Source organism: Curtobacterium sp. VKM Ac-2887 (assembly GCF_015350935.1).
In the GTDB taxonomy this organism is placed as follows: domain Bacteria; phylum Actinomycetota; class Actinomycetes; order Actinomycetales; family Microbacteriaceae; genus Curtobacterium.
Genome location: NZ_JADKSB010000016.1, coordinates 54,574 through 78,010 on the forward strand (window position 1 = coordinate 54,574; position 23,437 = coordinate 78,010).

Consider the following 23,437-nt stretch of genomic DNA (forward strand, 5'->3'; position numbering starts at 1 on the left):
ATCGTTGGGGCAGCATGCACACGCGAATGAGCCGCTGGTGGGACGGGATCTCCCTGCGCACCAAGATCACCGGGATCACGGTGCTCCTGGTGGCGCTCGGCCTGCTCGTGGCCGGACTCGGCACGATGACCGTCCTGTCGACGTACCTGATGGCGCAGCTCGACAACAACGTCAAGGGCACCACGGAGCAGCTCGAGGGCCAGAACATCAGCGACGGCGAGCAGTACTGCAAGCTGTCGGTCGTGCTGTCGCAGAGCGCCTACGTGGCCGCGTACGACGCCGACGGCGACCAGATCTGCCAGACGAAGGCATCGAGCCGCCCGGACATCCGCGAACTGGACTTCTCCGCAGCGGCGCAGAACGGTGCGCGCTTCTCGCTCTACGACAGCCAGCACAACCACGAGTGGCGTGCCCAGGTCATCCCGGCCTCACTGCAGAACCAGACGAGCGGCTCCACCGAGACGGGCTTCGTGCTCGTCGCGGTGTCGAGCGCCGACACCGACCAGACCATCGCCCGGTTCACCGTCATCTTCCTCGGCTTCGGCATCTCGGTGATCCTGCTCGGCGCCATGCTCACACGGCTGCTCGTCACCGCCACGTTCGACCCGTTGCGCGACGTCGAGGACACCGCCGCACGCTTCGCCGCCGGTGACTTCAACCAGCGCCTCGAGGCCGACACCCCGAACACCGAGGTCGGGCGACTGAACCGCTCCCTGAACGTCATGCTCGAGCGCATCGACACCGCGTTCGAGGACCGCCAGCGCACCATCGACCAGATGCGGCGGTTCGTCGGCGACGCCTCGCACGAACTCCGCACCCCGCTGGTGTCCCTGCGCGGGTACGCCGAGCTGTACCGGATGGGCGCCCTGCGCAAGGAAGAAGACGTCGCCCAGGCGATGGAGCGCATCGAGAAAGAGGCGAAGCGGATGGGCCTGCTCGTGCAGGACCTGCTCCAGCTCGCCCGCATCGACGAGTCCAAGCCGCTCGAGCTCGGCCCGGTCGACCTCGTCGCGATCGCCCGTGACTCGGCGCTCGACACCATGGCGTCCAACCCGGATCGCGAGATCCAGGTCCTGGTCGAGGACGCCATGACGGGCGAGAGCGTCCCCCAGGCAGTGCGGCCGCCCGCGTCGTCGTCCTCGCTCTCGTCGGGGTCGTCGGACTCGTCGGGCTCCTTGTCCGACACGGGCGAGGTCCCCCCGGCATCGCCCACGTCGGCGAACACCACGGGTCCCATCGCGTTCTCGCGGCAGACGATCGCGCGACTGCGTGCTCGGCGGACCCGGGCGATGGACATCGAAGCCGGTGCCGCCCCCACCGACGAGACGACGCCGCTGCCGACGGTCGTCATGCCCCAGCGTCCCCCGATCGTGCTGGCGGAGGAGAACAAGATCCGCCAGATCGTCACGAACCTGATGGGCAACGCCATGCGGTTCACCGAGCACGACGACCCGATCGAGATCGGCGTCGGGGTGGACGACGACCGCGGCATGGCCCACATCGACGTCATCGACCACGGTGAGGGGATCCCGGCGCAGCTGCGCGACAAGATCTTCCAGCGGTTCTGGCGTGCCGACACCTCGCGTGCGCGGGACACCGGTGGTTCGGGCCTCGGGCTCGCGATCGTGTCGGGCATCGTCGCGGCGCACCACGGCTCGGTCGAGGTCTTCGACACCGAGGGCGGCGGCGCGACCTTCCGCGTCTGGCTGCCCTTGCTCCCCCGCGACTACGCCGCCTGACGCGGGCGCTTGCCGACTGGTCACGAACCGTCGCCCCGCAACTGTCCGTGCGACGAGCCCTGACCACTCGACGTGCACCCGACAGCACGTTGCGACCACTCTGTGGCGCCGGACTGCCGGGAGTTCACGTCCGGCGGAGACGGATCGTGACCGTCCGCGCCTCGAAGGCCTGGCGAAGCCGCTCCAACAGCACCGCTGGCCGCCCCGCGTCGGCAGCCGTCGCGTGGATGATGAGCCAGTCGTTCACCACGAATCCGTTGTCGCGTCGCTGGTCGTGACGGAACGCGTCGCGCTCCCGGTGGTGGTCGCCGTCGTACTCGAGACCGATCCGGAGCGCCGGCCAGACGAGGTCGACGCGACCAAGGAACAGCCCGCTCGGGTCGTGCACGTCCAGGTTGAGTTCCGGCTCCGGGAACCCTGCGTCCTCGACAGCGAGCCGGAGCCAGGTCTCCATCGCGGACTCTGCCCCCACGCGGATCCGGTCAAGCGCGCTCCGCGCCCGGCGGACGTAGCGGCTGCCCGGCAACACCGCCGCCCGGAGGTCGTCGATCGTCGCCAATCCGGATCGGCCGACCAGGTGATCACCGACCGCAACGAGCGCGGGGACGTCGAGACTCGCAGCACACTCGAACCACATCGCGGACGGGGCACTGACCCGGTGGCCCCTGTGCTCCACCACCTCGGGCTCTGCCCGTCGGTGCCCGACGACGTTCGGACGGCGCATCCGCACCCCGTTCTCAACCGTCGTCACGTGGACGGCCGTCTCGGACCGCATCGACGCGGGAAGCGGCGCACCCCAGAGCCGAGCGGCCGTGGTGTGGCTGAAGTACTGATCAGGGCGCATCACCTGCGCGACGGCCTCGAAGAAGTCCGCCGACCCTGCCGGCGCGCGAACACCTCGGACCGGCGCGACGAGGTCACTCCGGCGGAGCCGCTCGGGATGCACACCCTTCCCCACGGCCTCGGCCACCGTGAAGGTGCGGACTTCGAGGGCTCGGGGCAGGCGGCGCGGCGTCGGCATCTGGCCAGCTTGAGCCGCTGGAAGGGGACGTGAGGCACGGGCGGACCGGACTGTGGAAGAGGAGGCGAGCCGGGCCTCCTGTGCAGGACTGGGCGCCGCCCGAGCCGGCACGCGTGTCCACCAACGGCCAGAACACCCCGTTCGCACGTCGGCGACCGGTCGACTGCTGTCGGTACGCGCTCGCGCTGCCGACGTCTGGTGACCGCTCGGCGAACCTGAGCGGCGCGCCCCGCAAGCCTTCCCCGCACGCGGAAGGGCCCCGCACGCGCAGCGTGCGGGGCCCTTCGAACAGGACTGCTTAGAAGTCCATGCCACCCGTCGGGTCGCCGGCCGGAGCGGCCGCGGCACGCTCGGGCTTGTCGGCGACGACGACCTCGGTCGTCAGGAACAGACCAGCGATCGACGCAGCGTTCTGCAGCGCCGAGCGCGTGACCTTGGCCGGGTCGATGATGCCCGCGGCGATGAGGTCGACGTACTCGCCGGTCGCGGCGTTGAGGCCCCAACCTGCTTCGAGCTCGCGGACCTTGGCGGCCACGACACCCGGCTCGAGACCGGCGTTCAGCGCGATCTGCTTGAGCGGTGCGTCGATGGCGACGCGGACGATGTTCGCACCGGTCGCCTCGTCACCCTCGAGGGTGAGTGCGTCGAGCGCGACCTTGCCGGCCTGGATGAGGGCGACGCCACCACCGGCGACGATGCCCTCTTCGACGGCAGCCTTCGCGTTGCGGACGGCGTCCTCGATGCGGTGCTTGCGCTCCTTGAGCTCGACCTCGGTCGCGGCACCCGCCTTGATGACGGCGACGCCACCGGCGAGCTTCGCGAGGCGCTCCTGGAGCTTCTCGCGGTCGTAGTCGGAGTCGGTCGCGTCGATCTCGGCGCGGATCTGACGGACACGGCCGGCGATCTGCTCGGCGTCGCCGGCACCCTCGACGATCGTGGTCTCGTCCTTGGTGATGACGACCTTGCGGGCACGACCGAGCAGGTCGAGCGTCGCGTTCTCGAGCTTGAGGCCGACCTCTTCCGAGATGACCTGGCCACCGGTCAGGATCGCGATGTCCTGCAGCATGGCCTTGCGGCGGTCACCGAAGCCCGGGGCCTTGACGGCGACGGACTTGAAGATGCCGCGGATCTTGTTCACGACGAGCGTGGCCAGGGCCTCGCCGTCGACGTCCTCGGCGATGATCAGGAGCTGCTTGCCCGCCTGGATCACCTTGTCGACGACCGGCAGGAGGTCCTTGATGTTCGAGATCTTCGAGTTGACGATCAGGATGTAAGCGTCCTCGAAGACGGCTTCCTGACGCTCGGGGTCGGTGACGAAGTACTGCGACAGGTAGCCCTTGTCGAAGCGCATGCCCTCGGTCAGCTCGAGCTCGGTGCCGAAGGTGTTCGACTCCTCGACGGTGACGACACCTTCCTTGCCGACCTTGTCGATGGCCTCGGCGATGAGCGCGCCGATGGTCGGGTCTGCAGCCGAGATCGACGCGGTCGCGGCGATCTGGTCCTTGGTCTCGATGTCCTTCGCGTTGGCGAGGAGCTGGTCGGAGACGGCGGAGACGGCCTTCTCGATGCCGCGCTTGAGCGACACGGGGTCGGCGCCAGCGGCGACGTTGCGGAGGCCCTCGCGGACGAGTGCCTGGGCGAGGACGGTCGCGGTGGTCGTACCGTCACCGGCGACGTCGTCGGTCTTCTTGGCGACCTCCTTGACGAGCTCCGCACCGATCTTCTCGTACGGGTCGTCGAGCTCGATCTCCTTGGCGATGGAGACACCGTCGTTCGTGATCGTGGGGGCGCCCCACTTCTTCTCGAGGACGACGTTGCGGCCGCGCGGGCCGAGCGTCACCTTCACGGCGTCGGCCAGCTGGTTCAGGCCGCGCTCGAGGCCACGGCGGGCCTCCTCGTCGAAAGCAATGATCTTAGCCATGTGAGTTCTCGTCCCTCCCGGACGTCGTGGGGTCGTGCTGGCACTCAACGTGAGCGAGTGCCAACGCCGATTCTGGCACTCGCCCGGTGCGAGTGCAACACGATCGGGAGGCTCGTCACGTCTTCCCAGGACACGCCCCGCCAACAGCGCACCCCGACCACCGCCGCGGACCGCCCGCCACGCACGTCACGCAGCAGGGGCCACGCACGACGAACGCGCCGCCCCTGACGGGACGGCGCGTTCGCGATGAGTGTCGTGCGCTCAGGCCGGTCGGACTGCCTCCGCCTGCGGGCCCTTCGACCCGGTGCCGACGTCGAACACCACTGCCTGGCCCTCCTCGAGGACCTTGTAACCCGACATGTCGATGGCCGAGTAGTGCACGAACACGTCCTGGCCTCCTCCATCGACGGTGATGAAGCCGAAGCCCTTTTCAGCGTTGAACCACTTCACGGTTCCGTTGGCCATGATCTCTTGCTCCCTGGTACTGCTGTGCGAACGACGTGTTCGTCGTCTGCAAGGGACTCTGCTCGAAGCGCGCCGATCAGGCAAGAGGTGTGACGTTGTTTCACGTCGATTCCGTCAGAAATCAACGTGCCCGAAACACGACCGTCACAAATGCGGGTGGAAATCGCCCGCGGAATGCGGATCAGCCGGTGTAGTCGGCCCCGAGCACGACGCTCACGTCGGCGTTCGGGAACGCTGCCGACTGCTGCACGGCGGTGACCCCGAGCTGCTTCGCGATGCCCTGCGCGACCGCCGCCTGTGCGGCCTGCTGGTAGTACACGACGGTCGAGGTCGACCCGGTCGTGCCGGCGTCCCCGGTCGAGGCGACCTGCCAGCCGGCACCGGTCAGCGTGGCGCTGGCGCGGGCGGCGAGACCGGTGGTCGTCGTGCCGTTCAGGACGACGACGGTGGTCGTGCCCTGCTGTGCCGGCGTCGCGGCAGCGGCTCCGGAGTCGGCACCCGACCCGGCCGACGACGATGCCGAGGGCTTCGAGGTGGCGGACGCGGACGGCTTCGACGTGGCCGACGAGCTCGTCGACGCCGAGGGTGAGTCCGAGCCGCTGAACGAGTAGCTGCCGTTCAGGAGCGCGAGGACGAGGACGCCGATGCCGACGAGCACACCGGTGGCGAGTGCCGCCCAGGCGAACGCGATCCAGCCACGGCCGCGGCGCTGGGCACCGCGGTGTGCGCCGACCCGAGGGCCGTCGGCGACGTCGTCGAACCGGTCACGGGGGAATCTGGTGCTCATCGTTCCTCTTCACGTCCTTCGGGAGCAGCACCGGGCGCGACGAAGCTGCGCGTCGCCCGGGCGCTGGTGCGCGCGTGGCGGAGCCGCTGCAGCCTGGTGACGAGCTGCGGGTCGTACGCGAGTGCCGCGGGCGAGTCGATCACGCGGTTCAGCACCTGGTAGTAGCGCGCCGCCGACATCTCGAACTCGACCCGGATCTCCGCTTCCTTCGTGCGGTCGTGCCGTGCCCGGTCGTGCTCGAACGACAGCACACGCTGCGCGAGCTCACTGAGCTGGTCAGCGCGGTGCTGGTCAGCGCGATGCTGGTCAGCGCGGTGCTCGTCAGCACGGTGCTCGTCGGTGGGGCTGGTCACGGCGGTTCCGATCACGGTCGGGTAACGGGTCTCGCACATCGTAGGGGCGGAGAGCATCCGGACCCTGGCACGGCGCTGGACTGTCGCGAACACCGGTCACAGGTTCAGGTCGCGGAACCAGCGCACACGCGTGCCGAACGGGTCCGAGACGGCGACCGCGGTGCCGTCGATCGAGGCCGTGGCGAAGGCGTCCGGATCCGCCGCGTCGACCTCGTCGGGCAGCGTCGCCGCCACACCGCGCAGGATCCCGGTGCGTTCGAGCGCGATCCAGTGCACGCCGCGTTCACGGACGCGGTCCACGAACCGCTGGCGCTCGGCACCCGGCACGTAGACCAGGGTGCCGGTGGTCAGCACGACCGGCTCCACGTCGTCCGGCAGGGCGTCCAGTGCACGGTCGAGATCGCCCGGCAGCGTGCCCCGGATCCGCACGGGAGGCACGGCGAGCGTTGCGCGCGCCGCCTCGCGCATCAGGGCGATCCGGTCCAGGGCCTCTGGGGGGACCGCTTCGACCAGACGGTCGAACGCGCCCGGTACGGCGATGTCGATCGGGTTCGGGTCGAGCAGCACCCGCGCACCGACGCGGATCGGCCTGCTCGCCGGAGCCGGCACCGTCCCCGAGGCCTCGACGACGAGCCGGATCGACGGGTCGTCGACCGCCGTGTGCATCCGGACGAGCTCGGTGCGCACCCCGCCGCGGTCGTCGCGCCCCGAGGAGTCGGGGCGCGACGACAGCACCGGGGCGCGATCCGCCGGCACCCGGGACTCCGACGTCCGGTGGTCGAGCGTGACCCGGTCCGGGATCGAGCAGAGCCCGGCGGCGCCCCCTGCGTCCACCAACCCGAGCGGCCGCGAGGCCCGCTCGGCGAGCGCCGCGAACAGCGGGACGACGGGACCGAGCCGCCGCGGGTCGTTGGCCTGCACCGTGGCGGAGGCGAGCGCTGCGACCAGGGCGGGGCGGGCCTCCCGACCGATCGCGCGCAGCGCACCGGGGTCCGACGGATCCGCGCCGAGCCGCCGCGCGACCGCGAAGAAGAGTTCCGGCTGCCGCTGCTGCTCGGCGACCTCGTCGAGGAGCGCGACCAACGCAGGGTCGAGCGACCGCGCCCAGGCGGCGTAGGACGGGGACACGGCCTCGATGCGGTCGGCGTAGGCGGCGTACCGGCCGAGGGTGTCCATCAGCGCCCCGGGCGGTGCATGCCGACGTGCCGGATGCCGGCTTCGTCGTAGGGCGTCCCGAACCGGACGAAGCCGTGGCGTTCGTAGAGCGCAGCGACGTACTCCTGGGCGTGCAGGACGACGGGTTCGTGCCCGTGGGCCGCGAGCACGGCGGCGACGAGCCGGCCGGCGATACCGTGCCCACGGTGGTCGGGGTGCGTCGCGACCCGGCCGATCACCCAGGACGGCGGCGGTGCGTCCGCCGGGTGCTCCTCGCCCGCAGCCGGTCGGATCAGGCGCAGGTACCCAACCGCTTCGGTGTCCGTACCGAACCACCAGTGCTCGGTCTCGGGCTCGCGGTCACGGCCGTCGAAGTCCTCGGCCGTCACCCGTTGTTCGAGTGCGAAGACGCGGTTCCGGAGCACCACGATGCCGTACAGTTCGTCCGTCGTCAGACGGGTCCAGCGGGCGTGGTGCACGGAATGCTCGGACATCGTCGCGAGTTTACTGAAGTGGTCGGGAGTGCCCGGAAGAACCCGACCGGAAGCAGGAGGAAACAATGGCATACAACGTCGACAAGTCCGACGCCCAGTGGCGCGAGGACCTCTCCCCGGACCAGTACGCCGTCCTGCGTCAGGCGGGGACCGAACGGCCGTGGACCGGTGAACTCCTCGACGAGGAGCGTGCCGGCGTCTACACCTGTGCGGCCTGCAACGCAGAGCTGTTCAAGAGCGGCACGAAGTTCGACTCCGGCTGCGGCTGGCCGTCGTTCTACGAGTCGGTGAACCCCGACGCCGTGCAGCTGATCGACGACAAGTCGCTCGGCATGGTGCGCACCGAGGTCCGTTGCGCGAACTGCGGTTCGCACCTGGGCCACGTGTTCCCCGACGGCTTCGGCACCCCCACCGGCGACCGGTACTGCATGAACTCGATCTCGCTGAACTTCGCGGAGAAGCCGGCCGAGTGAGACCCCGACGCCCTCACCGGTAAGATGAGCGGCGTCAGCCGGCATGGCGCAATTGGTAGCGCACCGTACTTGTAATACGGGGGTTGCGGGTTCAAGTCCCGCTGCCGGCCCCATATACTGGATTCGCAGGCCGCGACCTCTTCGCCGCCCGCACCGCCTTCAGCCCCGCCGCGAGCGGGGCTGTCGTGCGTCCGGGGCTTCTCCCACTCCGCACTCGTCAGGGCCAGACCCCCGCGCTGTACGCGCAGCTCTCGATGTCCGAGACGAGTGCAGAGAGGACCCGCGCCTGACGATGATCCCGTTCGTCGACGGTCTGGGACCGCACCCAGACGAACGCGACGAGATCAGCGACCTGCAGCATCCTCGAGTAGTGGCTCGGCGCGAAGTGCACCGTGTCGAGAAGCCGTTCAAGCCGGGTTTGCATGTACGTTCCCGGGGTCCCGTAGGCCTGGTACACCGCGAAGCGCTCACGATGACGGTCCCGATCCGACCGTTCGTCCGCGATGACCAGGGCGTGCATCTCCAGGTCGCCGGCCCTCCTGTCCACCCGTTGCAGCAGGTGCTGGAACGCAACCTGCTCCGGAGTGTGCCGATCGCGGAACCCACGCGTGTCCTGGTAACGGCGGAGTTGCTCCGGCCGAGCGCCGCGGAGCAACACGGTCGCGCCGGAGGCAACAACGGCTTCGACGACGTCGAGGAACACCTTCACGCGCACGCGCGGAGGCACCCCGCTCCATGCTCCCTTTCCGTGGAAGATCGGATGGGCGTGGAGCTCCGTCTGCGGCTCGACGCCGTACTCCTGGAGCGCGGCGACGATCTCGTGCATGCGTTGCGTGAGCCAACGGGTCTGCGAGGCATCCGCCATCACGGCGCCGAACCCGTAGAGGTCCGGTTTGAACGATTCGTCAACGAAACAGAGCAGCACGCTGGAATACTGCCGTACACGATGCGCGGCGGGGATCGCGACGCACTGCCGAGCACGAAGCGATGCCCCGGGTGATCACTCACCCGGGGCATCGGCGCGTGTGGAACACGGATCAGGGAGTGTTCCGGGCGCTGGACGCGGTAACCAGCCGGTCGTGCGACGAGGATGACACCTCACCGAACCGTGCGTCCACACCCGGAACCCACATCAGCGCGAATCCGCACGAACGTGCACGGATCCTCAGCGCCCGCCGGTGATCTTGCGCCCCCGCTGTGCGACACCCGCGGTGCCGTACGGGTAGTCGTCGATGCGCGGCGCGCTGGCGTCGGTGAGCTGCGTGAGCTCCGCGTCGGTCAGCACGAGGTCGGCCGCACCGAGGTTGTCCTCGAGCTGGGACACGGTCCGGGCGCCGAGGATCACGCTCGTCACCGCCGGCCGGGCGAGCAGCCAGGCGAGGGCGACCTGCGACCGCGAGGCGCCGTGCGCGTCGGCGACCGCGGACACCGCGTCGAGGACGGCCCAGGTGCGCTCGTCACCGTTCCGCGCTTCCCAGGCCTCCATGCCGCGTGCCGGGTTCTCGCCGAGGCGGGTGGAGCCGGTCGGGGCTTCGTCGCGCTGGTACTTGCCGGAAAGCCAGCCTCCGGCCAGGGGCGACCAGGGCAGCAGGCCGATCCCGGCGTCGAGGCTGGCGGGCACGATCTCGTGCTCGATGTCGCGGACGAGCAGGTTGTACTGCGGCTGCAGGGTGACCGGCGGCGCCCAACCGTGCGCCTTCGCCTCGTACACGGCCTTCGTGATCTGGTAGCCGAGGTAGTTCGAGAACCCGTAGGACCCGATCTTGCCGGCGGAGACCGCGTCGTCGAGGAACCGGAGCGTCTCCTCGATCGGCGTCAGGGCGTCCCAGGCGTGCATCTGGTACAGGTCGATGTGCTCGACGCCCAGGCGCTCGAGCGAGGCGTCGAGGGCGACTCGAAGGTGCCGGCGCGACAGGCCGACGTCGTTCGGTCCGTCACCCTGCGGGAAGCGGCCCTTGGTGGCGAGGACGACCTGCTGCGCCTCGGTGGGGTGCGCCGCCAGCCAGCGGCCGATGATCCGCTCGGACTCGTTGCCCGAGTAGACGTCGGCCGTGTCGATCAGGGTGCCGCCGGCCGCGACGAACGTGTCGATGATGGTGTGGGAGGTGGGTTCGTCGGCTTCGCTGCCGAACGTCATGGTGCCGAGGGTCAGCGTCGACACCGATGTCCCGCTGTTGCCGAGGAGTCTGTAGTCCATGGCGGGGACGGTACGCGCGGTGTCCGGCGACAGCGAGGACCTACGAGTACCCCTCAGCGCGGGGCGGACAACGCGCGCCGGTCAGGAGCGCAGGAACGCCAGCGCGGCTTCGCGGAACGCCCGCGACGTCGGCGCGTTGAAGTGGTTGCGCCCCGGGATCTCGAAGAACGACGCGTCCGGGGCCGCCTGCGCCAACCGCACGGCGCTGTCGCGGATGCCGTCCTCGCTGCCAGCGGCCATCAGGATCGGCTGCGCGGGGGCGTTGTCGGGCGTCGGCTCGATGCTGTTCCGCATCCCCTCGACCATCGCCACGAGCGCCGCGAGGTCGTTCCCCTCGACGTTCCCCGCCATGGTCAGGTAGCCGTTGGTCACGCGGTCCTCGATCGGGGTGCCGTCCGCCAGGTACGCCTTCGCCTGGTCGACCCGCACGCGGCGCATCGGGTCGGCGTCGGGGATCCCGCCGAACACCGCGCGGGTGATGCGGTCCGGCAGCCGTTCGGCGGTGTGCCACCCGACGCGTGCACCGAGCGAGTACCCGAGGAACGCGACCTCGTCGAGCAGGTACGTGTCGATCACGGTGGTGACGTCCGCCACGAGCAGGTCCATCGAGTACGCACCGGGGTCGCGCGGCTTCGCGCTCGCGCCGTGCCCGCGCTGGTCGAACGCCAGCACGCGGTACCCGGCGCGGACGAGGTCGCGGGTCCAGCCGGAGGCGTGCCAGTTCAGCACCGCACCGGAGGCGAACCCGTGCACCGCGACGACCGCAGGGGCGTCGGGATCGCCGAAGTCGTAGGTCGCGATCCGGAGGCCGTCGGGCGACATCACGATGCGGGGACGGGGCGCTTCGGGGACGAGTGACATGTCCCCTCCAGGGTACCGGGGCACTGTGGTCGCCATGGACGGCTACGGCGGTGACCAGATCCGGGCGGCAGAGCGGCCGCACCTCGATGCGGGTGAGCCCCTCATGCAACGAGCGGCCGACGGGCTGGCCCGCATCGTCGGCGACCTGCTCGACGATCCGGCCGTCCGGCCGGGCGACGGACCGGGGTCCGTCCTCCTGCTGGTGGGCAGCGGCGACAACGGTGGTGACGCCCTGTTCGCGGGTGCGCGGCTGGCGGCGGCCGGGAGGCACGTGGCAGTCTTGCGCGTCGGCTCACGCGTGCACGAGGCGGGCCTGGCAGCGGCGCTGGACACCGGGGCGCGCCTCCTCGATGATCCTGCCGGACCGGAGGCTGCGGTGACGGACGCGGCACTCGACGCCGACCTGGTGCTCGACGCGATCCTCGGGATCGGGGTGCAGGGGCCTGCGGCCCTCCGCTCCCCCGCCCGCGAGGTCGTCGACGCCATCCGTGAACTCGCCCGCGACCAGCGCGCACCGTTCGTCGTCGCCGTCGACGTGCCGAGCGGCATCGACGTCGACACCGGCGGGATCGCGGACGACCACGTCCTGCACGCCGACGTCACGGTCACGTTCGGCGGGGTGAAGGCCGGGTTGCTGACGGGGCCGGCCGCCACCCTCGCCGGACGGATCGAGCTGGTGGACGTCGGGATCGGTGCGGACCTGGCGACGATGGAGCCGCTGGTCCGCACCTGACCCCGATCCGTCAGCGCAGCCGTCCCTCAGTGGTGCTGGTACAGGACCGGCTCCGGCAGTCCGTGCTCGGCGCGGATGCTCCGCGCGATGCCCTCGACGGCGATGAGCGCGTCCACCACGAGCTCCGGCGTGACCGGGAACGGCATGTTGTGGATGGTCTCGCCCTCGACGGTCGCGGCCTCGGCCACGGCGCGGAGCTCCGTCGTGTCGTCGACGGTCAGGCCGATCTCGGTCAGGGTGTTCGGCAGGCCGACCTTCGTGGTGAAGACGACGAAGTCCTCGATCTCCTCGGCCGGTGCACCCTCGAGCACGAGCTGCGCGATCGTGCCGATGTTGACCTTCTGCCCGTGCGCCAAGCCGTGCGCCTGCGGAGCGGCGGTCAGTCCGTTGTGGATCGCGTGCGCTGCCGCCAGTCCGCCGGACTCGAACCCCAGGCCCGACAGCAGGGTGTTCGCCTCGACGACCTTCTCGAGCGCGGGCGTGACGACCCCGGCCTTCACGGCCTCGATGGCCTGCAGGGCGTTCTCGTGCAGCAGCTTCCAGGACAGCTCGGCGAGCGCGACGCCGGTCTCGGTCTGCAGCCCGCCGGCCATGGTGTCGGCGTTCGCACGCTTGGCGGCACGGGCCTCGACCCAGGTGGCCAGGGCGTCGCCGATGCCCGCGACCAGGAACTGGACGGGAGCGTTCGCGACGAGCTTCGTGTCGATGAGGACGAGGTCGGGGTTGTGCGGGAAGAACCGGTACTCGATGAACTCCCCTTCCTCGGAGTAGATCACCGCGAGCGCCGAGGTCGGGGCGTCGGTGCTCGCCGCCGTCGGGACACTCGCCCAGCGGATGCCGGCCAGGTGCCCGGAGGCCTTGGCCGCGTCGATCGCCGAACCGCCGCCGAGCCCGACGATGACGTCCGCGTCGGTCGACCGGATCTGCTCGACGAGGTCGTCGACCGCCTTCGGCGTCGCGAAGCGACCGAAGCCGACCCGCTCGACCCGCAGGTCGGCCGCCTGGAAGCTCTTCGTCACCGCGGCCTCGACGATGCCCCACACGACGTCGTCGGCGACGATCAGGGGGCGCTGGCCGATGGGGGCGATGAACTCGCCGACGCGGGTGATCGCGTCCTTGCCCTGCACGTAGCGGGCGGGGCTCATCACGGTGCTGATGGGAGTGGCCATGGTTGCGGTTCCTTCCGGTTGTACGACACGTGTCGGGGTCGCCGACGTCCCAGACGGTACGCGCGGGGCATGCATGCGGCGTGCGAGTCCCGTGGGCCGTACATTCGGGGGCATGACGTTCAACGACGATTCGCAGCTCAAGGGCGGCAGGGTGAAGCGCCGGGGTCGGACGGCAGCGGTCGGCGGCGGTGCCGTCGGCGTCACGGCGATCGTCGTCTTCCTGATCGCGCAGTTCACGGGCGTCGACCTCAGCGGGTTCGTCGACGGCGGCAGCGGCACGACGCAGATCCAGCAGCAGGACCAGCCGGTCGACGCCGCCCCTGAGTGCCGCACCGGGCGTGACGCCAACCTCAAGGTCGAGTGCCGGATGGAGGGCGCCGCCGAGTCACTCGACGGCTACTGGACGGCCGAGGCCCGGAAACTCGGGATCTCGTACACGGCGCCGGACTTCTTCCTGTTCGACGGCTCGACCGACACGTCGTGCGGTCAGGCGTCCGCCGCCACCGGGCCCTTCTACTGCCCGCCGGACCGCGCGATCTACCTCGACACCGCGTTCTACGACGACCTGCAGTCGAAGTACGGGTCGTCGGGCGGGCCGCTCGCGCAGATGTACGTCGTCGCGCACGAGTGGGGCCACCACATCCAGCAGCTGCAGGGTGCCTTCGCGAGCACGGACCGATCGGGCACCGGGGCGTCGTCCGGCAGTGTCCGCGTCGAGCTGCAGGCCGACTGCTACGCCGGCGCCTGGGTCGGCGACGCGGCGAACACCGAGGACGCGAACGGCGAGACCTTCTTCGAGCCGATCAGCCGGTCCGAGATCGCCGATGCCCTGTCCGCCGCGAGCGCCGTGGGCGACGACAGCATCCAGGAGCGCTCGAGCGGCCGGGTCGATCCGGACTCGTTCACGCACGGCTCGAGTGAGCAGCGCCAGAAGTGGTTCGTCCGCGGCTACCAGCAGGGCGCGACGAGCTGTGACACGTTCAGCGTCCCCGGGTCGTCGCTGTAGCGATCAGCCCTTCGTCGGCGTGGGCGTCGGTGTCGCGCTCCGCGTGCGGGCCGGCGTCGCGCTCGGCGTGGGGGTCGGGGTGGGCGTCGCCTCGGTGGCACCGGCCGCGGTGACCACGAAGGTGCGGAAGTCGTCGTTCGTGATCGGCGACGTGAGCTCGTACCGCTGCCCGTTGACGAGCACCAGTGGCGTGCCCGGGAAGTCGCTCAGTGTCGACCCGGGGATGTCCCCGCCGGACACCGCGGTGGTCTGCTCGTCGACCCACTTGCTGTAGTCCTGGTCGGCGATGCAGCTCGTGACGGCCCGGCGGTCCTGCAGGCCGGAGACCCCGGTGACGACCTTGGTGAGTTGCGCGTCGGTGAGCCCGGGTGTGCCTTCTTCCGGCTGCTCGGCGAAGAGCGCCTTGTTGACCGCGTAGAACTGGTCCGGCGAGTGCTCGGCGACGCAGGCCGCAGCGTTCGCCGCGCGGAGCGAGTACTTCGTGCCCTGCGAGCGGTTCGACAGGATCGCGACGGGGTGGATGTCGACGGTGGCGGCCCCGGAGTCGACGAGGCTCTCGATGTAGTCGCCGTTGGCCTGCTCGAACTCGCCGCAGGTCGGGCAGAGGTAGTCGACGTACAGCGTGATGCTCACCGTGCCCGCACCGGCCGTGGTCGAGGCGCTCGGCGATGCACTGCTCGACGCGGTCACAGGCTTGAGCCCCTCGCCGAGGGTGATGCCGCCCTGCGACATGGTCGAGGGTCCGGGGCCTGCCGGCTTCACGGAGTCGACCAGGACGAGCGTGACGACGGCGGCCGCTGCGAGCAGGACGACACCGAGTCCGATCTGGAGTCCGAGCCGGGTGCCGCGCTGGCGGCGCTTCTGCTGTGTCCTGTGGCGCTGCGCTCGCTGTCGGGCGGCTTCGCGGCGCTCGTTCCGCGCGGCGCGGGCGTCACCCTCGGGGCGGTTGGTCATCGGTGCGTCGTCCTCCTGATCGGCGTCCGCACGACCTACCCCCGCTCGGCGGACGGACCCGGCGATTGTAGTGGGCCGCTCTGGGAACCACCCAACCACGCTCTGGGAACCGACCGGCCAGGGGGAAAACACTGGCGCACCCGCGAGAACTCGTGTTGTATGAACCTCGATGGTCGACGACGACCATCCGGGGCCCTCGCGGGCTGACCGCTTCACTCGGATCGTCCGGCACGTACCTGCCGGTGAAGAAAGGACCGAACGCTCATGGCGTCCGTCACCTATGACAAGGCAACCCGTCTCTACCCCGGAGGCAACCGTCCCGCGGTCGACTCCCTCGACCTGGACGTCGCCGACGGCGAGTTCCTCGTCCTCGTCGGCCCCTCGGGTTGTGGCAAGTCCACCTCGCTCCGCATGCTGGCCGGCCTCGAAGAGGTCAACTCCGGTCAGATCCGCATCGGCGACCGCGACGTCACGGACGTCCCGCCGAAGGACCGCGACATCGCGATGGTGTTCCAGAACTACGCGCTGTACCCGCACATGACCGTCGCCGAGAACATGGGCTTCGCGCTCAAGATCGCCGGTGTCGGCAAGGACGAGCGCGCCACCCGCGTGCAGGAAGCCGCGAAGCTCCTCGACCTCGAGGACTACCTCGGCCGCAAGCCGAAGGCGCTCTCCGGTGGTCAGCGTCAGCGCGTCGCGATGGGCCGTGCGATCGTCCGTCAGCCGCAGGTGTTCCTCATGGACGAGCCGCTGTCGAACCTCGACGCCAAGCTCCGCGTCCAGACCCGTACGCAGATCGCGTCGCTCCAGCGTCGTCTCGGCGTCACCACGGTCTACGTCACGCACGACCAGACCGAGGCACTGACCATGGGTGACCGCATCGCGGTGCTCAAGGACGGCATCCTGCAGCAGGTCGGCACGCCGCGCGACCTGTACGAGAAGCCGAACAACGTCTTCGTCGCGGGCTTCATCGGCTCGCCGGCGATGAACCTGCTGCCGGCCGACGTCGTCGAGGGCGGCATCAAGTTCGGCACGCTCAACCACGCGATCGACCGCGACACGCTCTCCAACGCGCGTTCCGCCCAGATCACCGTGGGCATCCGCCCCGAGGACGTCGTCGTGGCGCAGTCGGGCGAAGGCCTGCCGGTCACGGTCGACGTGGTCGAGGAACTCGGCGCCGACGGCTACCTCTACGGTCACGCCGACGTCAAGGGCACGCGCGTCGACATCGTCGCCCGCGTGGACGGCCGTTCGCACCCGTCGATCGGTGACACCATCGTGGTGACGCCGAAGTCGGGCCACGTGCACGCCTTCGACACCGAGTCGGGCGAGCGCCTGGACGACAAGGCCGTCGTCAGCGCGTAACCGAAGCGCACTCCCCGAGAGCCCGCGCCGCCTCACAAGGGCGGGTCGCGGGCTCTCGGCTGTCCCCCACGACACCGAAGGATCCACCGTGCCCGACTCGATGTCCATCACCGCAGCAACCGTCGACCCCGGCCTGCTCGACCTGCCGTGGGACCTGCCGCTGGCGGACTGGCCGGACGAGACCATCGTGGCCCTGCCGAAGGGCATCTCACGGCACCTGGTGCGCTTCGTGCACCTGAGTGGGTACGTCGCCGCCGTGAAGGAGACGGGCGAGGAGATCGCGCGCTCCGAGTACGAGATGCTCCGCACGCTGCAGCGCATGGACGTGCCGTGCGTCGACCCCGTCGCCGTCATCACCGGTCGGGTCGACGCGGACGGCGAGCAGCTGCACCCCGTGCTCGTGACGCGGCACCTGCGCTTCTCGCTGCCGTACCGCGCGCTGTACTCGCAGACCCTGCGCCCGGAGACCGCGACCCGTCTCGTCGACGCCCTCGCGTTGCTGCTCGTCCGGCTGCACGTCATCGGCTTCTACTGGGGCGACGTGTCGCTCTCGAACACGCTGTTCCGTCGCGACGCGGGCTCGTTCGCCGCGTACCTGGTCGACGCCGAGACCGGCAAGCTCTACCCCGGCGGGCTGTCGAACGGGCAGCGCGAGAACGACCTCGAGGTCGCGCGCGTGAACATCGCCGGCGAGCTCCTCGACCTCGAGGCCGGCGGCCGTCTCGACGAGAACGCCGACCCCGTGGACGTCTCCAACCGGATCGTGGCGCAGTACCGGACGCTCTGGACCGAGCTCACGGGCACCGAGCAGTTCGACATCAAGGAACGCTGGCGCATCAACGACCGCGTCGAGCGGCTCAACGAGCTCGGCTTCGACATCGAGGAGCTCTCGATCCACACGACCGAGGGCGGTTCGCAGGTGCGGATCCAGCCGAAGGTCGTCGACGCCGGACACCACCAGCGACGCCTGCTGCGGCTGACCGGCCTGGACGCCGGCGAGAACCAGGCCCGACGCCTGCTCAACGACCTCGACTCGTACCGGGCACGCAACGGCCGCGACGAACTCGACGAGGAGATGGTGGCGCACGAGTGGGTCTCGCGGGTCTTCGAGCCCGTCGTCCGCTCGATCCCCCGTGACCTGCGCGGTCGCCTCGAACCCGCGGAGGTCTTCCACGAACTGCTCGAGCACCGCTGGTTCATGTCGCAGGAAGAGGAGCGGTCGGTCTCGCTGCCCGAGGCCACCACGGCGTACATCAACGACGTGCTGCGCCACCGCCGCGACGAGCGCCTGCTCATCAATCCGCCGACGTCGTCGATGACGCTGCCGATCCCCGTGGTCGACGACGCGGAACCCGCCGACGACGACGCCGACGTCCAGGACTGGCGCACCACCGTCTGACCCGGTCGCCGGTCGGTCACGACACTCCGCCGGGTGGGTGCCGACTGGTCACAGACCGTCGCCGGCGGCGTCGCGCAGCGACGACTCGCGACCACCCGGAGGACACCGGCCGACATGTCGTGACCGTTCGGGGCCCGTGAACGCGACCGCCTGGAGGCCCGGCGTGCGTCCCGGAGACCGGCGCCGGCCCTCCAGACCGTCACGCCTGCACCGCCGGTGATGCCGTTGGACGTCGAGCGGTCACGACACCCCGCCAGGTGCACGTCGGCCGGTCACGGACCGTTGCCTACGGCGTCGCGCGGCGACGACTCGTGACCACACGGCGGGCATCATCCGACGTGTCCTGACCCGTCCGGCCTGACCCGGCCGGCACCGCACGCAGGAACGAAGCGCCGGGGCTTACTCGGCGCGACGGCGCCGGGCGACCTCCCACAGGGTGACGCTCGCGGCGATGCCGGCGTTGAGGGACTCGGTCGCACTCGAGATCGGGATCGACACGATGGCGTCGCAGGTCTCGGTGACCAGGCGCGACAGGCCCTTGCCCTCGGAACCGACGACGATCACGATCGGGCGGTCGGCGAGCGCGAGGCCGTCGAGCTCCACGTCGCCGTCGCCGTCCAGACCGAGGACGAACAGGCCCATCGACTTGAGGGACTTCAGCGTCTGGGTGAGGTTCGGGGCCATCGCGACGGGCGTGCGGGCCGCGGCGCCGGCGGAGGTCTTCCACGCCGACGCGGTGACGCCGACCGAACGACGCTGCGGCACGATGACGCCGTGTCCGCCGAACGCGGCGGTCGAGCGGATGATCGCACCGAGGTTGCGCGGGTCGGTGATGCCGTCGAGCGCGACGAGCAGCGGGACCTGGTCGCGCGAGAAGGCCTGCTCGACGATGTCCTCGGACACGGCGTACTGGTACGCCGGCACCTTGAGCGCGACGCCCTGGTGCACGCTGTCGTGGCCGGTGATGCGGTCGAGCTCGGGGCGCATGAGCTCGATGATCGGCACGCTGCGGTGGTTCGCGAGCGTCAGGATCTCCTTGACGCGGTCGTCGACCTCGATGCGCGACGCGATGTAGAGCGTCGTCGACGGGGTCTTCGTGCGCAGCGCCTCGAGCACGGAGTTCCGTCCGGTCACGAGCTCGGAGTCATCGGTCTTCCGGGCCGGCGGACGACCGGTGCGGCCCTGCGGGGTGCTCGAGGAACCGTGACGGCCCTTGGCTGCCTCGAAGCGGTCCTTCGCCGCCTTGCGCTTGCCGGCGGGGTGGTACGGCCGGTCCTCGGCCTTCGGGGTCGGCTTGCGACCCTCGAGCGCCTGGGCACCCTGACCACCGGAACCGACCTGCTTGTTGCCCTTGCGACCGGTGCGGACGGCGCCGGGCCGACCTTTCTTGCTTCCCGAGACGTTCTTCATGCGTAGCTCCTGTTCGGCACTGCCGTGTTCAGGCGATGCTCCAGCGTGTTCCGGACGGCGTGTCCTCGATCGTGATGCCCGCGGCGGCGAGGTCGTCGCGCACGCGGTCGGCCGCAGCGAAGTCCCGTGCTGCCCTGGCGTCCGCGCGCTCCTGCACGAGGCGTTCGACGAGAGCGGCGAGCGGGCCTGCCGAGGTGTCCTGACCGCCCCCCGACCAGTGGGCGGCTCGCGGGTCGATGCCGAGGACCTCTACCATGGCGGCCACCTGATGGTACGCGACCCCGAGCGTTTCCGCATCGTCGGCGTCCAGGGCGGCATTGCCGGTGCGCACGGTCTCGTGCAGGACGGCCAGCGCCTGGGGTACCGCGAGGTCGTCGTCCATCGCGGCGGCGAAGGCGTCCGGCACAGCGGGGGCGTCGGCGAGGTGCACGCCTTCGAGCCGCACCTCGGCCCGCTGCAGGAACCCGTCGATGCGGTCGTAGGCGGCCTCGGCCTCGGCCAACGAGCCGTCGTGGTGGTCGATCGAGGATCGGTAGTGCGCGGCGCCGAGGAAGTACCGCACCACGGCCGGACGGGCAGCGGCCAGGAAGTCGGCGGCGAAGATCGAGTTGCCGAGCGACTTCGACATCTTCTGGCCCTCGACCGTGACGAGCCCGTTGTGCAACCAGTACGACGCGAACGGGTCGCCCGCCGCGGTGGACTGCGCGAGCTCGTTCTCGTGGTGCGGGAACCGCAGGTCGAGTCCGCCGCCGTGGATGTCGAACGCCGGACCGAGGTACCGCCGCGACATGGCGGAGCACTCGATGTGCCAGCCCGGACGACCGGGGCCCCACGGGGAGTCCCACGACGCGGTCGAGGGCTCGCCGGGCTTCGCACCCTTCCAGAGCGCGAAGTCGCGGGCGTCGCGCTTGCCACGGGGGTCGGCGTCGGCAGCCTCGACCATGTCCTCGCGACGCTGCCGGGTGAGCGCCCCGTAGGACTCCCAGCTGCCGGTGTCGAAGTAGACGTCGCCCGAGTCGTCGGCGGCGACGTAGGCGTGACCGCGGTCGATGAGCTTCGTGATGATGTCGTGCATCTGCGGCACGCTCGCTGTTGCCCGCGGCTCGTAGGTCGGGGGCAGGATGCCGAGGGCGTTGTACGCGGCGGTGAACTCGAGCTCGACGCGGTAGGCGCGGGCGAACCACGCTTCGTCGGTGCCGGCGGCCAGGTCGAGCACCTTGTCGTCGATGTCGGTGACGTTCCGCACGAGGGTGACGCGCAGACCGCGGTACGTCAGCCAGCGGCGCCAGATGTCGTAGACCAGGGCCGAGCGCAGGTGTCCGATGTGCGGCGACGACTGCACCGTCGGACCGCAGACGTAGACGCTGACCTGTCCGTCGACCAGGGGGACGAGGTCGACGACGGCTGCGGCGCGGGAGTCGTAGAGGCGAACGGTCACGATCCCAAGCCTAGGACGTCAGGCCGGTCGGGTGACGGCCGTGGCGATCGCGGCGAGCCCCTCGCCCCGGCCGGTGAACCCGAGGCCGTCGGTCGTCGTGCCGGACACCGCGACGGGGGCACCGACGACGGCGGACAGGGCGTCCTGCATCTCCGCACGACGGGCCCCGATGCGCGGCCGGTTCCCGATGACCTGCACCGTGACCGACACGGGGACGAGGCCGGCGTCGGCGAGCAGCCCGACTGCACCGCGGATGAAGACGTCCCCGGCGGCTCCGGCGTAGGCGGGGTCCGCGGTGCCGAACGTCCCACCGATGTCACCGAGGCCACCCGCGGAGAGCAGGGCATCGCACACCGCGTGCGCCACGGCGTCACCGTCGCTGTGCCCGGAGAGGCCGGGTTCGCCGGGGAAGTCGAGCAGGCCGACGCGGCACGGCGACTCGACGTCGAACGCGTGCACATCGACCCCGAGCCCGAGCCGGACCGCCGAGCCACCGGGGTCACCCGGGGCCGTGGCGCGCGACCGGACGATCGACTCTGCTCGTCCGAGGTCCCACGGCGTCGTGATCTTGAAGGCATCGGCGTCACCCGGCACGAAGCGCACCGTGCCACCGGCCGCCTGGAACACGCCGGCGTCGTCGGTCTCGGACTGCGTCGACACCGCGTACGCCCGTCGGAGTGCGTCGAGTGGGAAGCCCTGCGGCGTCTGGACCCCGACGAGCGCGGACCGGTCGACGGTCTCGACGACCACGTCGCCGGACACCCGCTTGACCGTGTCGGTGACGGGGAGCGCGGGGACGACGCCGTCACCGGTGCCGGTCGCGACCGAACCCTCGACCGCGTCGAACACCCGGTCGAACTGCGCGGCCGGCGTGAGGCACCGCGCCGCGTCGTGCACCAGCACCGCGGTGACGGAGTCCGGCAGCACGCCCAGGCCGGCCTGGACCGAGCCGTGGCGATCCGTGCCTCCCGGAACCACCGCCGTGTACGCGACCGCAGCGCCCGCGACCGAGGCGACCACCTGACGGCACTCCTCGAGCATGGTCGACGGCGCGACCACGACGACCAGCGTCGGAGCCGACAACGTGAAAAGCGGCTCGAGCGCCCGCGCGAGCATGAGCTGCCCCGCGACGGGCACGAACGCCTTCGCGGTACCGATGCCGAGCCGGGTTCCGGACCCGGCTGCAACGACGACGACCGCCCGGTCCACCCCTTTGGGGAACCGTGCGGTCGTCGTGGTGTGCAGTGCGCTCAGGACGCGAGGACTTCGTCGAGGACGGTCGATGCCTTGTCCTCGTCGGTCTTCTCGGCCAGGGCCAACTCGGAGATCAGGATCTGCCGCGCCTTGGCCAGCATCCGCTTCTCACCCGCGGACAAGCCGCGGTCCTGATCGCGTCGCCAGAGGTCGCGGACGACCTCGGAGACCTTGATGACGTCCCCGGAAGCGAGCTTCTCGAGGTTCGCCTTGTACCGGCGCGACCAGTTGGTGGGCTCTTCGGTGAACGGCGCCCGGAGGACCTCGAACACCTTGTCGAGCCCTTCCTTGCCGATCACGTCGCGGACTCCGACCAGGTCGACGTTGTCCGCCGGTACCTCGATCGTCAGGTCACCCTGCGTGACCCGCAGTTTCAGGTAGACCTTTTCCTCGCCCTTGATGACGCGCGTCTTGACTTCAGAGATGGTTGCCGCCCCGTGGTGGGGGTAGACGACGGTCTCGCCGACCTCGAATTGCATGTATCAGGCTCCGTTCCCAGACTTCCAGTTTACCACAAGGGGTGTTCGGGTAAGGGGACCCTCAGCACTGGGCCTTCCCGGTGATCGCTAAGATGGAGCGGGACCGTCTGGTCCTCATCGACTTACGGAGGAATCTCTTGCGAGCTCGGGTACTCGTGTCCGTCGCCGTTGCGGCAACCATCGCGCTGGGCGCCACCGGGTGCGAGTTCATGTCGCCCGCGCACACCGTCGACATCAAGCAGATCACCGACGGCGTCAACGTCTCGACCGGCAAGGTCGACGTGCGGAACGCCATCCTCATCTCGGACGACGGCGAGGGTGCGCGGTTCATCGGCACGCTGGTGAACAACTCCGACACCGACGGCATCACCGTGTCGGTCGAGATCGGTGGCGACACCGAGACCGTGCTGGTGCCGGCGAACTCGCACGTCGACCTGGCGAACGACTCGCAGCACGACACCCTCGACTTCGACAGCGCGGACGCGAAGCCCGGTTCGCTCGTCAAGGTGTACTTCTCCTACCCCGACGCCGAGGGCGTCTCGGCCAACGTGCCGGTGCTGACCACCGCGCAAGAGGAGTACGCAACCCTCGCGCCGACCTCGACCCCCGAGCCGTCCGGCCAGATCACGCTGCCGGTCGAGACCCCGTCGGCCACGCCGACGGACGGCGAGTAGCCGCACCGCGCAAGCGCCACCGCGTCAGACGCGCCAGCGCCACCGCTTCAGACAGGAGGCCCGGTGCGAGTCCCAGGGACTCGCACCGGG

General features: G+C 70.3%; 23 protein-coding genes and 1 tRNA gene. 8 read left to right on the forward strand and 16 right to left on the reverse strand.

The features are described 5' to 3' along the window. Positions 1-14 precede the first annotated feature (14 nt). Complete coding sequence (locus tag ITJ69_RS16240) at positions 15-1,739, forward strand: sensor histidine kinase (protein WP_123671511.1); 1,725 nt, start codon at positions 15-17, stop codon at positions 1,737-1,739. A 124-nt stretch (positions 1,740-1,863) separates the two neighbouring features. Here ITJ69_RS16240 and ITJ69_RS16245 read toward each other — a convergent pair whose 3' ends face one another. The 7 genes from ITJ69_RS16245 to ITJ69_RS16275 form a co-directional block, all read right to left on the reverse strand. Further along, complete coding sequence (locus ITJ69_RS16245; RefSeq protein WP_159570290.1) at positions 1,864-2,760, reverse strand: hypothetical protein; 897 nt, start codon at positions 2,758-2,760, stop codon at positions 1,864-1,866. 298 nt (positions 2,761-3,058) lie between these two features. Then, on the reverse strand, positions 3,059-4,681 hold the full coding sequence (groL, locus tag ITJ69_RS16250) for a chaperonin GroEL (protein ID WP_111085221.1): 1,623 nt from the start codon (positions 4,679-4,681) through the stop codon (positions 3,059-3,061). A gap of 261 nt (positions 4,682-4,942) precedes the next feature. Further along, the gene (locus tag ITJ69_RS16255) at positions 4,943-5,146 is read right to left on the reverse strand and encodes a cold-shock protein (protein ID WP_111085222.1); all 204 of its coding nucleotides are present in this window, start codon (positions 5,144-5,146) and stop codon (positions 4,943-4,945) included. Between the two features lie 181 nt (positions 5,147-5,327). Beyond that, positions 5,328-5,933 (reverse strand): LytR C-terminal domain-containing protein, encoded by a 606-nt coding sequence (locus ITJ69_RS16260; protein WP_111085223.1) that lies wholly within the window; start codon positions 5,931-5,933, stop codon positions 5,328-5,330. Further along, the gene (locus ITJ69_RS16265; RefSeq protein ID WP_248703981.1) at positions 5,930-6,286 is read right to left on the reverse strand and encodes a DUF3263 domain-containing protein; all 357 of its coding nucleotides are present in this window, start codon (positions 6,284-6,286) and stop codon (positions 5,930-5,932) included. The genes ITJ69_RS16260 and ITJ69_RS16265 overlap by 4 nt, the downstream gene beginning before the upstream one ends. Before the next feature lie 96 nt (positions 6,287-6,382). Beyond that, complete coding sequence (locus tag ITJ69_RS16270; RefSeq protein ID WP_194673339.1) at positions 6,383-7,462, reverse strand: DUF2332 family protein; 1,080 nt, start codon at positions 7,460-7,462, stop codon at positions 6,383-6,385. Then, positions 7,462-7,935 carry a GNAT family N-acetyltransferase gene (locus ITJ69_RS16275; RefSeq protein WP_194673340.1) on the reverse strand — a complete coding sequence of 158 codons (474 nt, stop codon included), beginning with the start codon at positions 7,933-7,935 and terminating at the stop codon, positions 7,462-7,464. The genes ITJ69_RS16270 and ITJ69_RS16275 overlap by 1 nt, the downstream gene beginning before the upstream one ends. Positions 7,936-8,000: 65 nt before the next feature. Here ITJ69_RS16275 and msrB point away from each other — a divergent pair, with 65 nt between their 5' ends. Further along, complete coding sequence (msrB, locus tag ITJ69_RS16280) at positions 8,001-8,408, forward strand: peptide-methionine (R)-S-oxide reductase MsrB (RefSeq protein ID WP_123293306.1); 408 nt, start codon at positions 8,001-8,003, stop codon at positions 8,406-8,408. Positions 8,409-8,445: 37 nt separating this feature from the next. Next, positions 8,446-8,521, forward strand: a tRNA-Thr gene (locus ITJ69_RS16285). 104 nt (positions 8,522-8,625) lie between these two features. Here the strand turns inward: ITJ69_RS16285 and ITJ69_RS16290 are convergent. From ITJ69_RS16290 to ITJ69_RS16300, 3 genes are all read right to left on the reverse strand, one after another. Then, a complete protein-coding gene (locus ITJ69_RS16290) occupies positions 8,626-9,333 on the reverse strand; it encodes a DUF3800 domain-containing protein (protein ID WP_159570302.1) in 708 nt (235 codons plus the stop codon). 240 nt (positions 9,334-9,573) lie between these two features. Then, positions 9,574-10,605 (reverse strand): aldo/keto reductase, encoded by a 1,032-nt coding sequence (locus ITJ69_RS16295; RefSeq protein WP_111085228.1) that lies wholly within the window; start codon positions 10,603-10,605, stop codon positions 9,574-9,576. Between the two features lie 81 nt (positions 10,606-10,686). Beyond that, on the reverse strand, positions 10,687-11,466 hold the full coding sequence (locus ITJ69_RS16300) for an alpha/beta fold hydrolase (protein WP_111085229.1): 780 nt from the start codon (positions 11,464-11,466) through the stop codon (positions 10,687-10,689). Between the two features lie 34 nt (positions 11,467-11,500). Between ITJ69_RS16300 and ITJ69_RS16305 the strand changes: the two genes are divergently transcribed. After that, positions 11,501-12,199, forward strand: a complete 699-nt coding sequence (locus ITJ69_RS16305; protein ID WP_173168847.1) for an NAD(P)H-hydrate epimerase — start codon at positions 11,501-11,503, stop codon at positions 12,197-12,199. Between the two features lie 26 nt (positions 12,200-12,225). Here ITJ69_RS16305 and ITJ69_RS16310 read toward each other — a convergent pair whose 3' ends face one another. Then, positions 12,226-13,368, reverse strand: coding sequence for a glycerol dehydrogenase (locus tag ITJ69_RS16310; protein ID WP_194673341.1), 1,143 nt, complete (start codon positions 13,366-13,368; stop codon positions 12,226-12,228). A gap of 112 nt (positions 13,369-13,480) precedes the next feature. Here ITJ69_RS16310 and ITJ69_RS16315 point away from each other — a divergent pair, with 112 nt between their 5' ends. Next, entirely contained in the window at positions 13,481-14,374 is an 894-nt protein-coding gene (locus ITJ69_RS16315) for a neutral zinc metallopeptidase (protein ID WP_131846054.1), read from the forward strand. A 3-nt stretch (positions 14,375-14,377) separates the two neighbouring features. On the opposite strand, the gene ITJ69_RS16320 is transcribed toward ITJ69_RS16315, so the two are convergent. After that, positions 14,378-15,328: a DsbA family protein gene (locus ITJ69_RS16320; protein ID WP_194673342.1), complete on the reverse strand. Its 951-nt coding sequence runs from the start codon at positions 15,326-15,328 to the stop codon at positions 14,378-14,380. 264 nt (positions 15,329-15,592) lie between these two features. Here ITJ69_RS16320 and ITJ69_RS16325 point away from each other — a divergent pair, with 264 nt between their 5' ends. Continuing rightward, positions 15,593-16,693, forward strand: a complete 1,101-nt coding sequence (locus ITJ69_RS16325; RefSeq protein ID WP_123293301.1) for an ABC transporter ATP-binding protein — start codon at positions 15,593-15,595, stop codon at positions 16,691-16,693. An 88-nt stretch (positions 16,694-16,781) separates the two neighbouring features. Further along, entirely contained in the window at positions 16,782-18,092 is a 1,311-nt protein-coding gene (locus ITJ69_RS16330) for a DUF4032 domain-containing protein (protein WP_123293300.1), read from the forward strand. A gap of 399 nt (positions 18,093-18,491) precedes the next feature. Here the strand turns inward: ITJ69_RS16330 and rlmB are convergent, their stop codons facing one another. Genes rlmB through ITJ69_RS16350 form a run of 4 tightly spaced genes read right to left on the reverse strand, consistent with a single transcriptional unit; the run spans position 18,492 to position 22,673 of the window. After that, entirely contained in the window at positions 18,492-19,502 is a 1,011-nt protein-coding gene (rlmB, locus tag ITJ69_RS16335) for a 23S rRNA (guanosine(2251)-2'-O)-methyltransferase RlmB (protein WP_123936859.1), read from the reverse strand. A gap of 28 nt (positions 19,503-19,530) precedes the next feature. After that, positions 19,531-20,940, reverse strand: coding sequence for a cysteine--tRNA ligase (cysS, locus tag ITJ69_RS16340; RefSeq protein WP_123671505.1), 1,410 nt, complete (start codon positions 20,938-20,940; stop codon positions 19,531-19,533). An 18-nt stretch (positions 20,941-20,958) separates the two neighbouring features. Then, entirely contained in the window at positions 20,959-22,149 is a 1,191-nt protein-coding gene (gene ispD, locus ITJ69_RS16345; RefSeq protein ID WP_194673343.1) for a 2-C-methyl-D-erythritol 4-phosphate cytidylyltransferase, read from the reverse strand. Positions 22,150-22,190: 41 nt separating this feature from the next. Beyond that, positions 22,191-22,673 (reverse strand): CarD family transcriptional regulator, encoded by a 483-nt coding sequence (locus ITJ69_RS16350; RefSeq protein WP_017888066.1) that lies wholly within the window; start codon positions 22,671-22,673, stop codon positions 22,191-22,193. A 155-nt stretch (positions 22,674-22,828) separates the two neighbouring features. On the opposite strand from ITJ69_RS16350, the gene ITJ69_RS16355 reads away from it, so the two are divergent. Beyond that, on the forward strand, positions 22,829-23,347 hold the full coding sequence (locus tag ITJ69_RS16355) for a DNA modification methylase (RefSeq protein ID WP_159570325.1): 519 nt from the start codon (positions 22,829-22,831) through the stop codon (positions 23,345-23,347). Positions 23,348-23,437 lie beyond the last annotated feature (90 nt).

Coding starts and splice junctions, on each gene's coding strand:
- ITJ69_RS16240 (WP_123671511.1), top strand. CDS start 15: ATGCACACGCGAATGAGCCGCTGGTGGGACGGGATCTCCCTGCGCACC.
- ITJ69_RS16245 (WP_159570290.1), bottom strand. CDS start 2,760: ATGCCGACGCCGCGCCGCCTGCCCCGAGCCCTCGAAGTCCGCACCTTC.
- groL (WP_111085221.1), bottom strand. CDS start 4,681: ATGGCTAAGATCATTGCTTTCGACGAGGAGGCCCGCCGTGGCCTCGAG.
- ITJ69_RS16255 (WP_111085222.1), bottom strand. CDS start 5,146: ATGGCCAACGGAACCGTGAAGTGGTTCAACGCTGAAAAGGGCTTCGGC.
- ITJ69_RS16260 (WP_111085223.1), bottom strand. CDS start 5,933: ATGAGCACCAGATTCCCCCGTGACCGGTTCGACGACGTCGCCGACGGC.
- ITJ69_RS16270 (WP_194673339.1), bottom strand. CDS start 7,462: ATGGACACCCTCGGCCGGTACGCCGCCTACGCCGACCGCATCGAGGCC.
- ITJ69_RS16275 (WP_194673340.1), bottom strand. CDS start 7,935: ATGTCCGAGCATTCCGTGCACCACGCCCGCTGGACCCGTCTGACGACG.
- msrB (WP_123293306.1), top strand. CDS start 8,001: ATGGCATACAACGTCGACAAGTCCGACGCCCAGTGGCGCGAGGACCTC.
- ITJ69_RS16295 (WP_111085228.1), bottom strand. CDS start 10,605: ATGGACTACAGACTCCTCGGCAACAGCGGGACATCGGTGTCGACGCTG.
- ITJ69_RS16300 (WP_111085229.1), bottom strand. CDS start 11,466: ATGTCACTCGTCCCCGAAGCGCCCCGTCCCCGCATCGTGATGTCGCCC.
- ITJ69_RS16305 (WP_173168847.1), top strand. CDS start 11,501: ATGGACGGCTACGGCGGTGACCAGATCCGGGCGGCAGAGCGGCCGCAC.
- ITJ69_RS16310 (WP_194673341.1), bottom strand. CDS start 13,368: ATGGCCACTCCCATCAGCACCGTGATGAGCCCCGCCCGCTACGTGCAG.
- ITJ69_RS16315 (WP_131846054.1), top strand. CDS start 13,481: ATGACGTTCAACGACGATTCGCAGCTCAAGGGCGGCAGGGTGAAGCGC.
- ITJ69_RS16320 (WP_194673342.1), bottom strand. CDS start 15,328: ATGACCAACCGCCCCGAGGGTGACGCCCGCGCCGCGCGGAACGAGCGC.
- ITJ69_RS16325 (WP_123293301.1), top strand. CDS start 15,593: ATGGCGTCCGTCACCTATGACAAGGCAACCCGTCTCTACCCCGGAGGC.
- rlmB (WP_123936859.1), bottom strand. CDS start 19,502: ATGAAGAACGTCTCGGGAAGCAAGAAAGGTCGGCCCGGCGCCGTCCGC.
- ITJ69_RS16350 (WP_017888066.1), bottom strand. CDS start 22,673: ATGCAATTCGAGGTCGGCGAGACCGTCGTCTACCCCCACCACGGGGCG.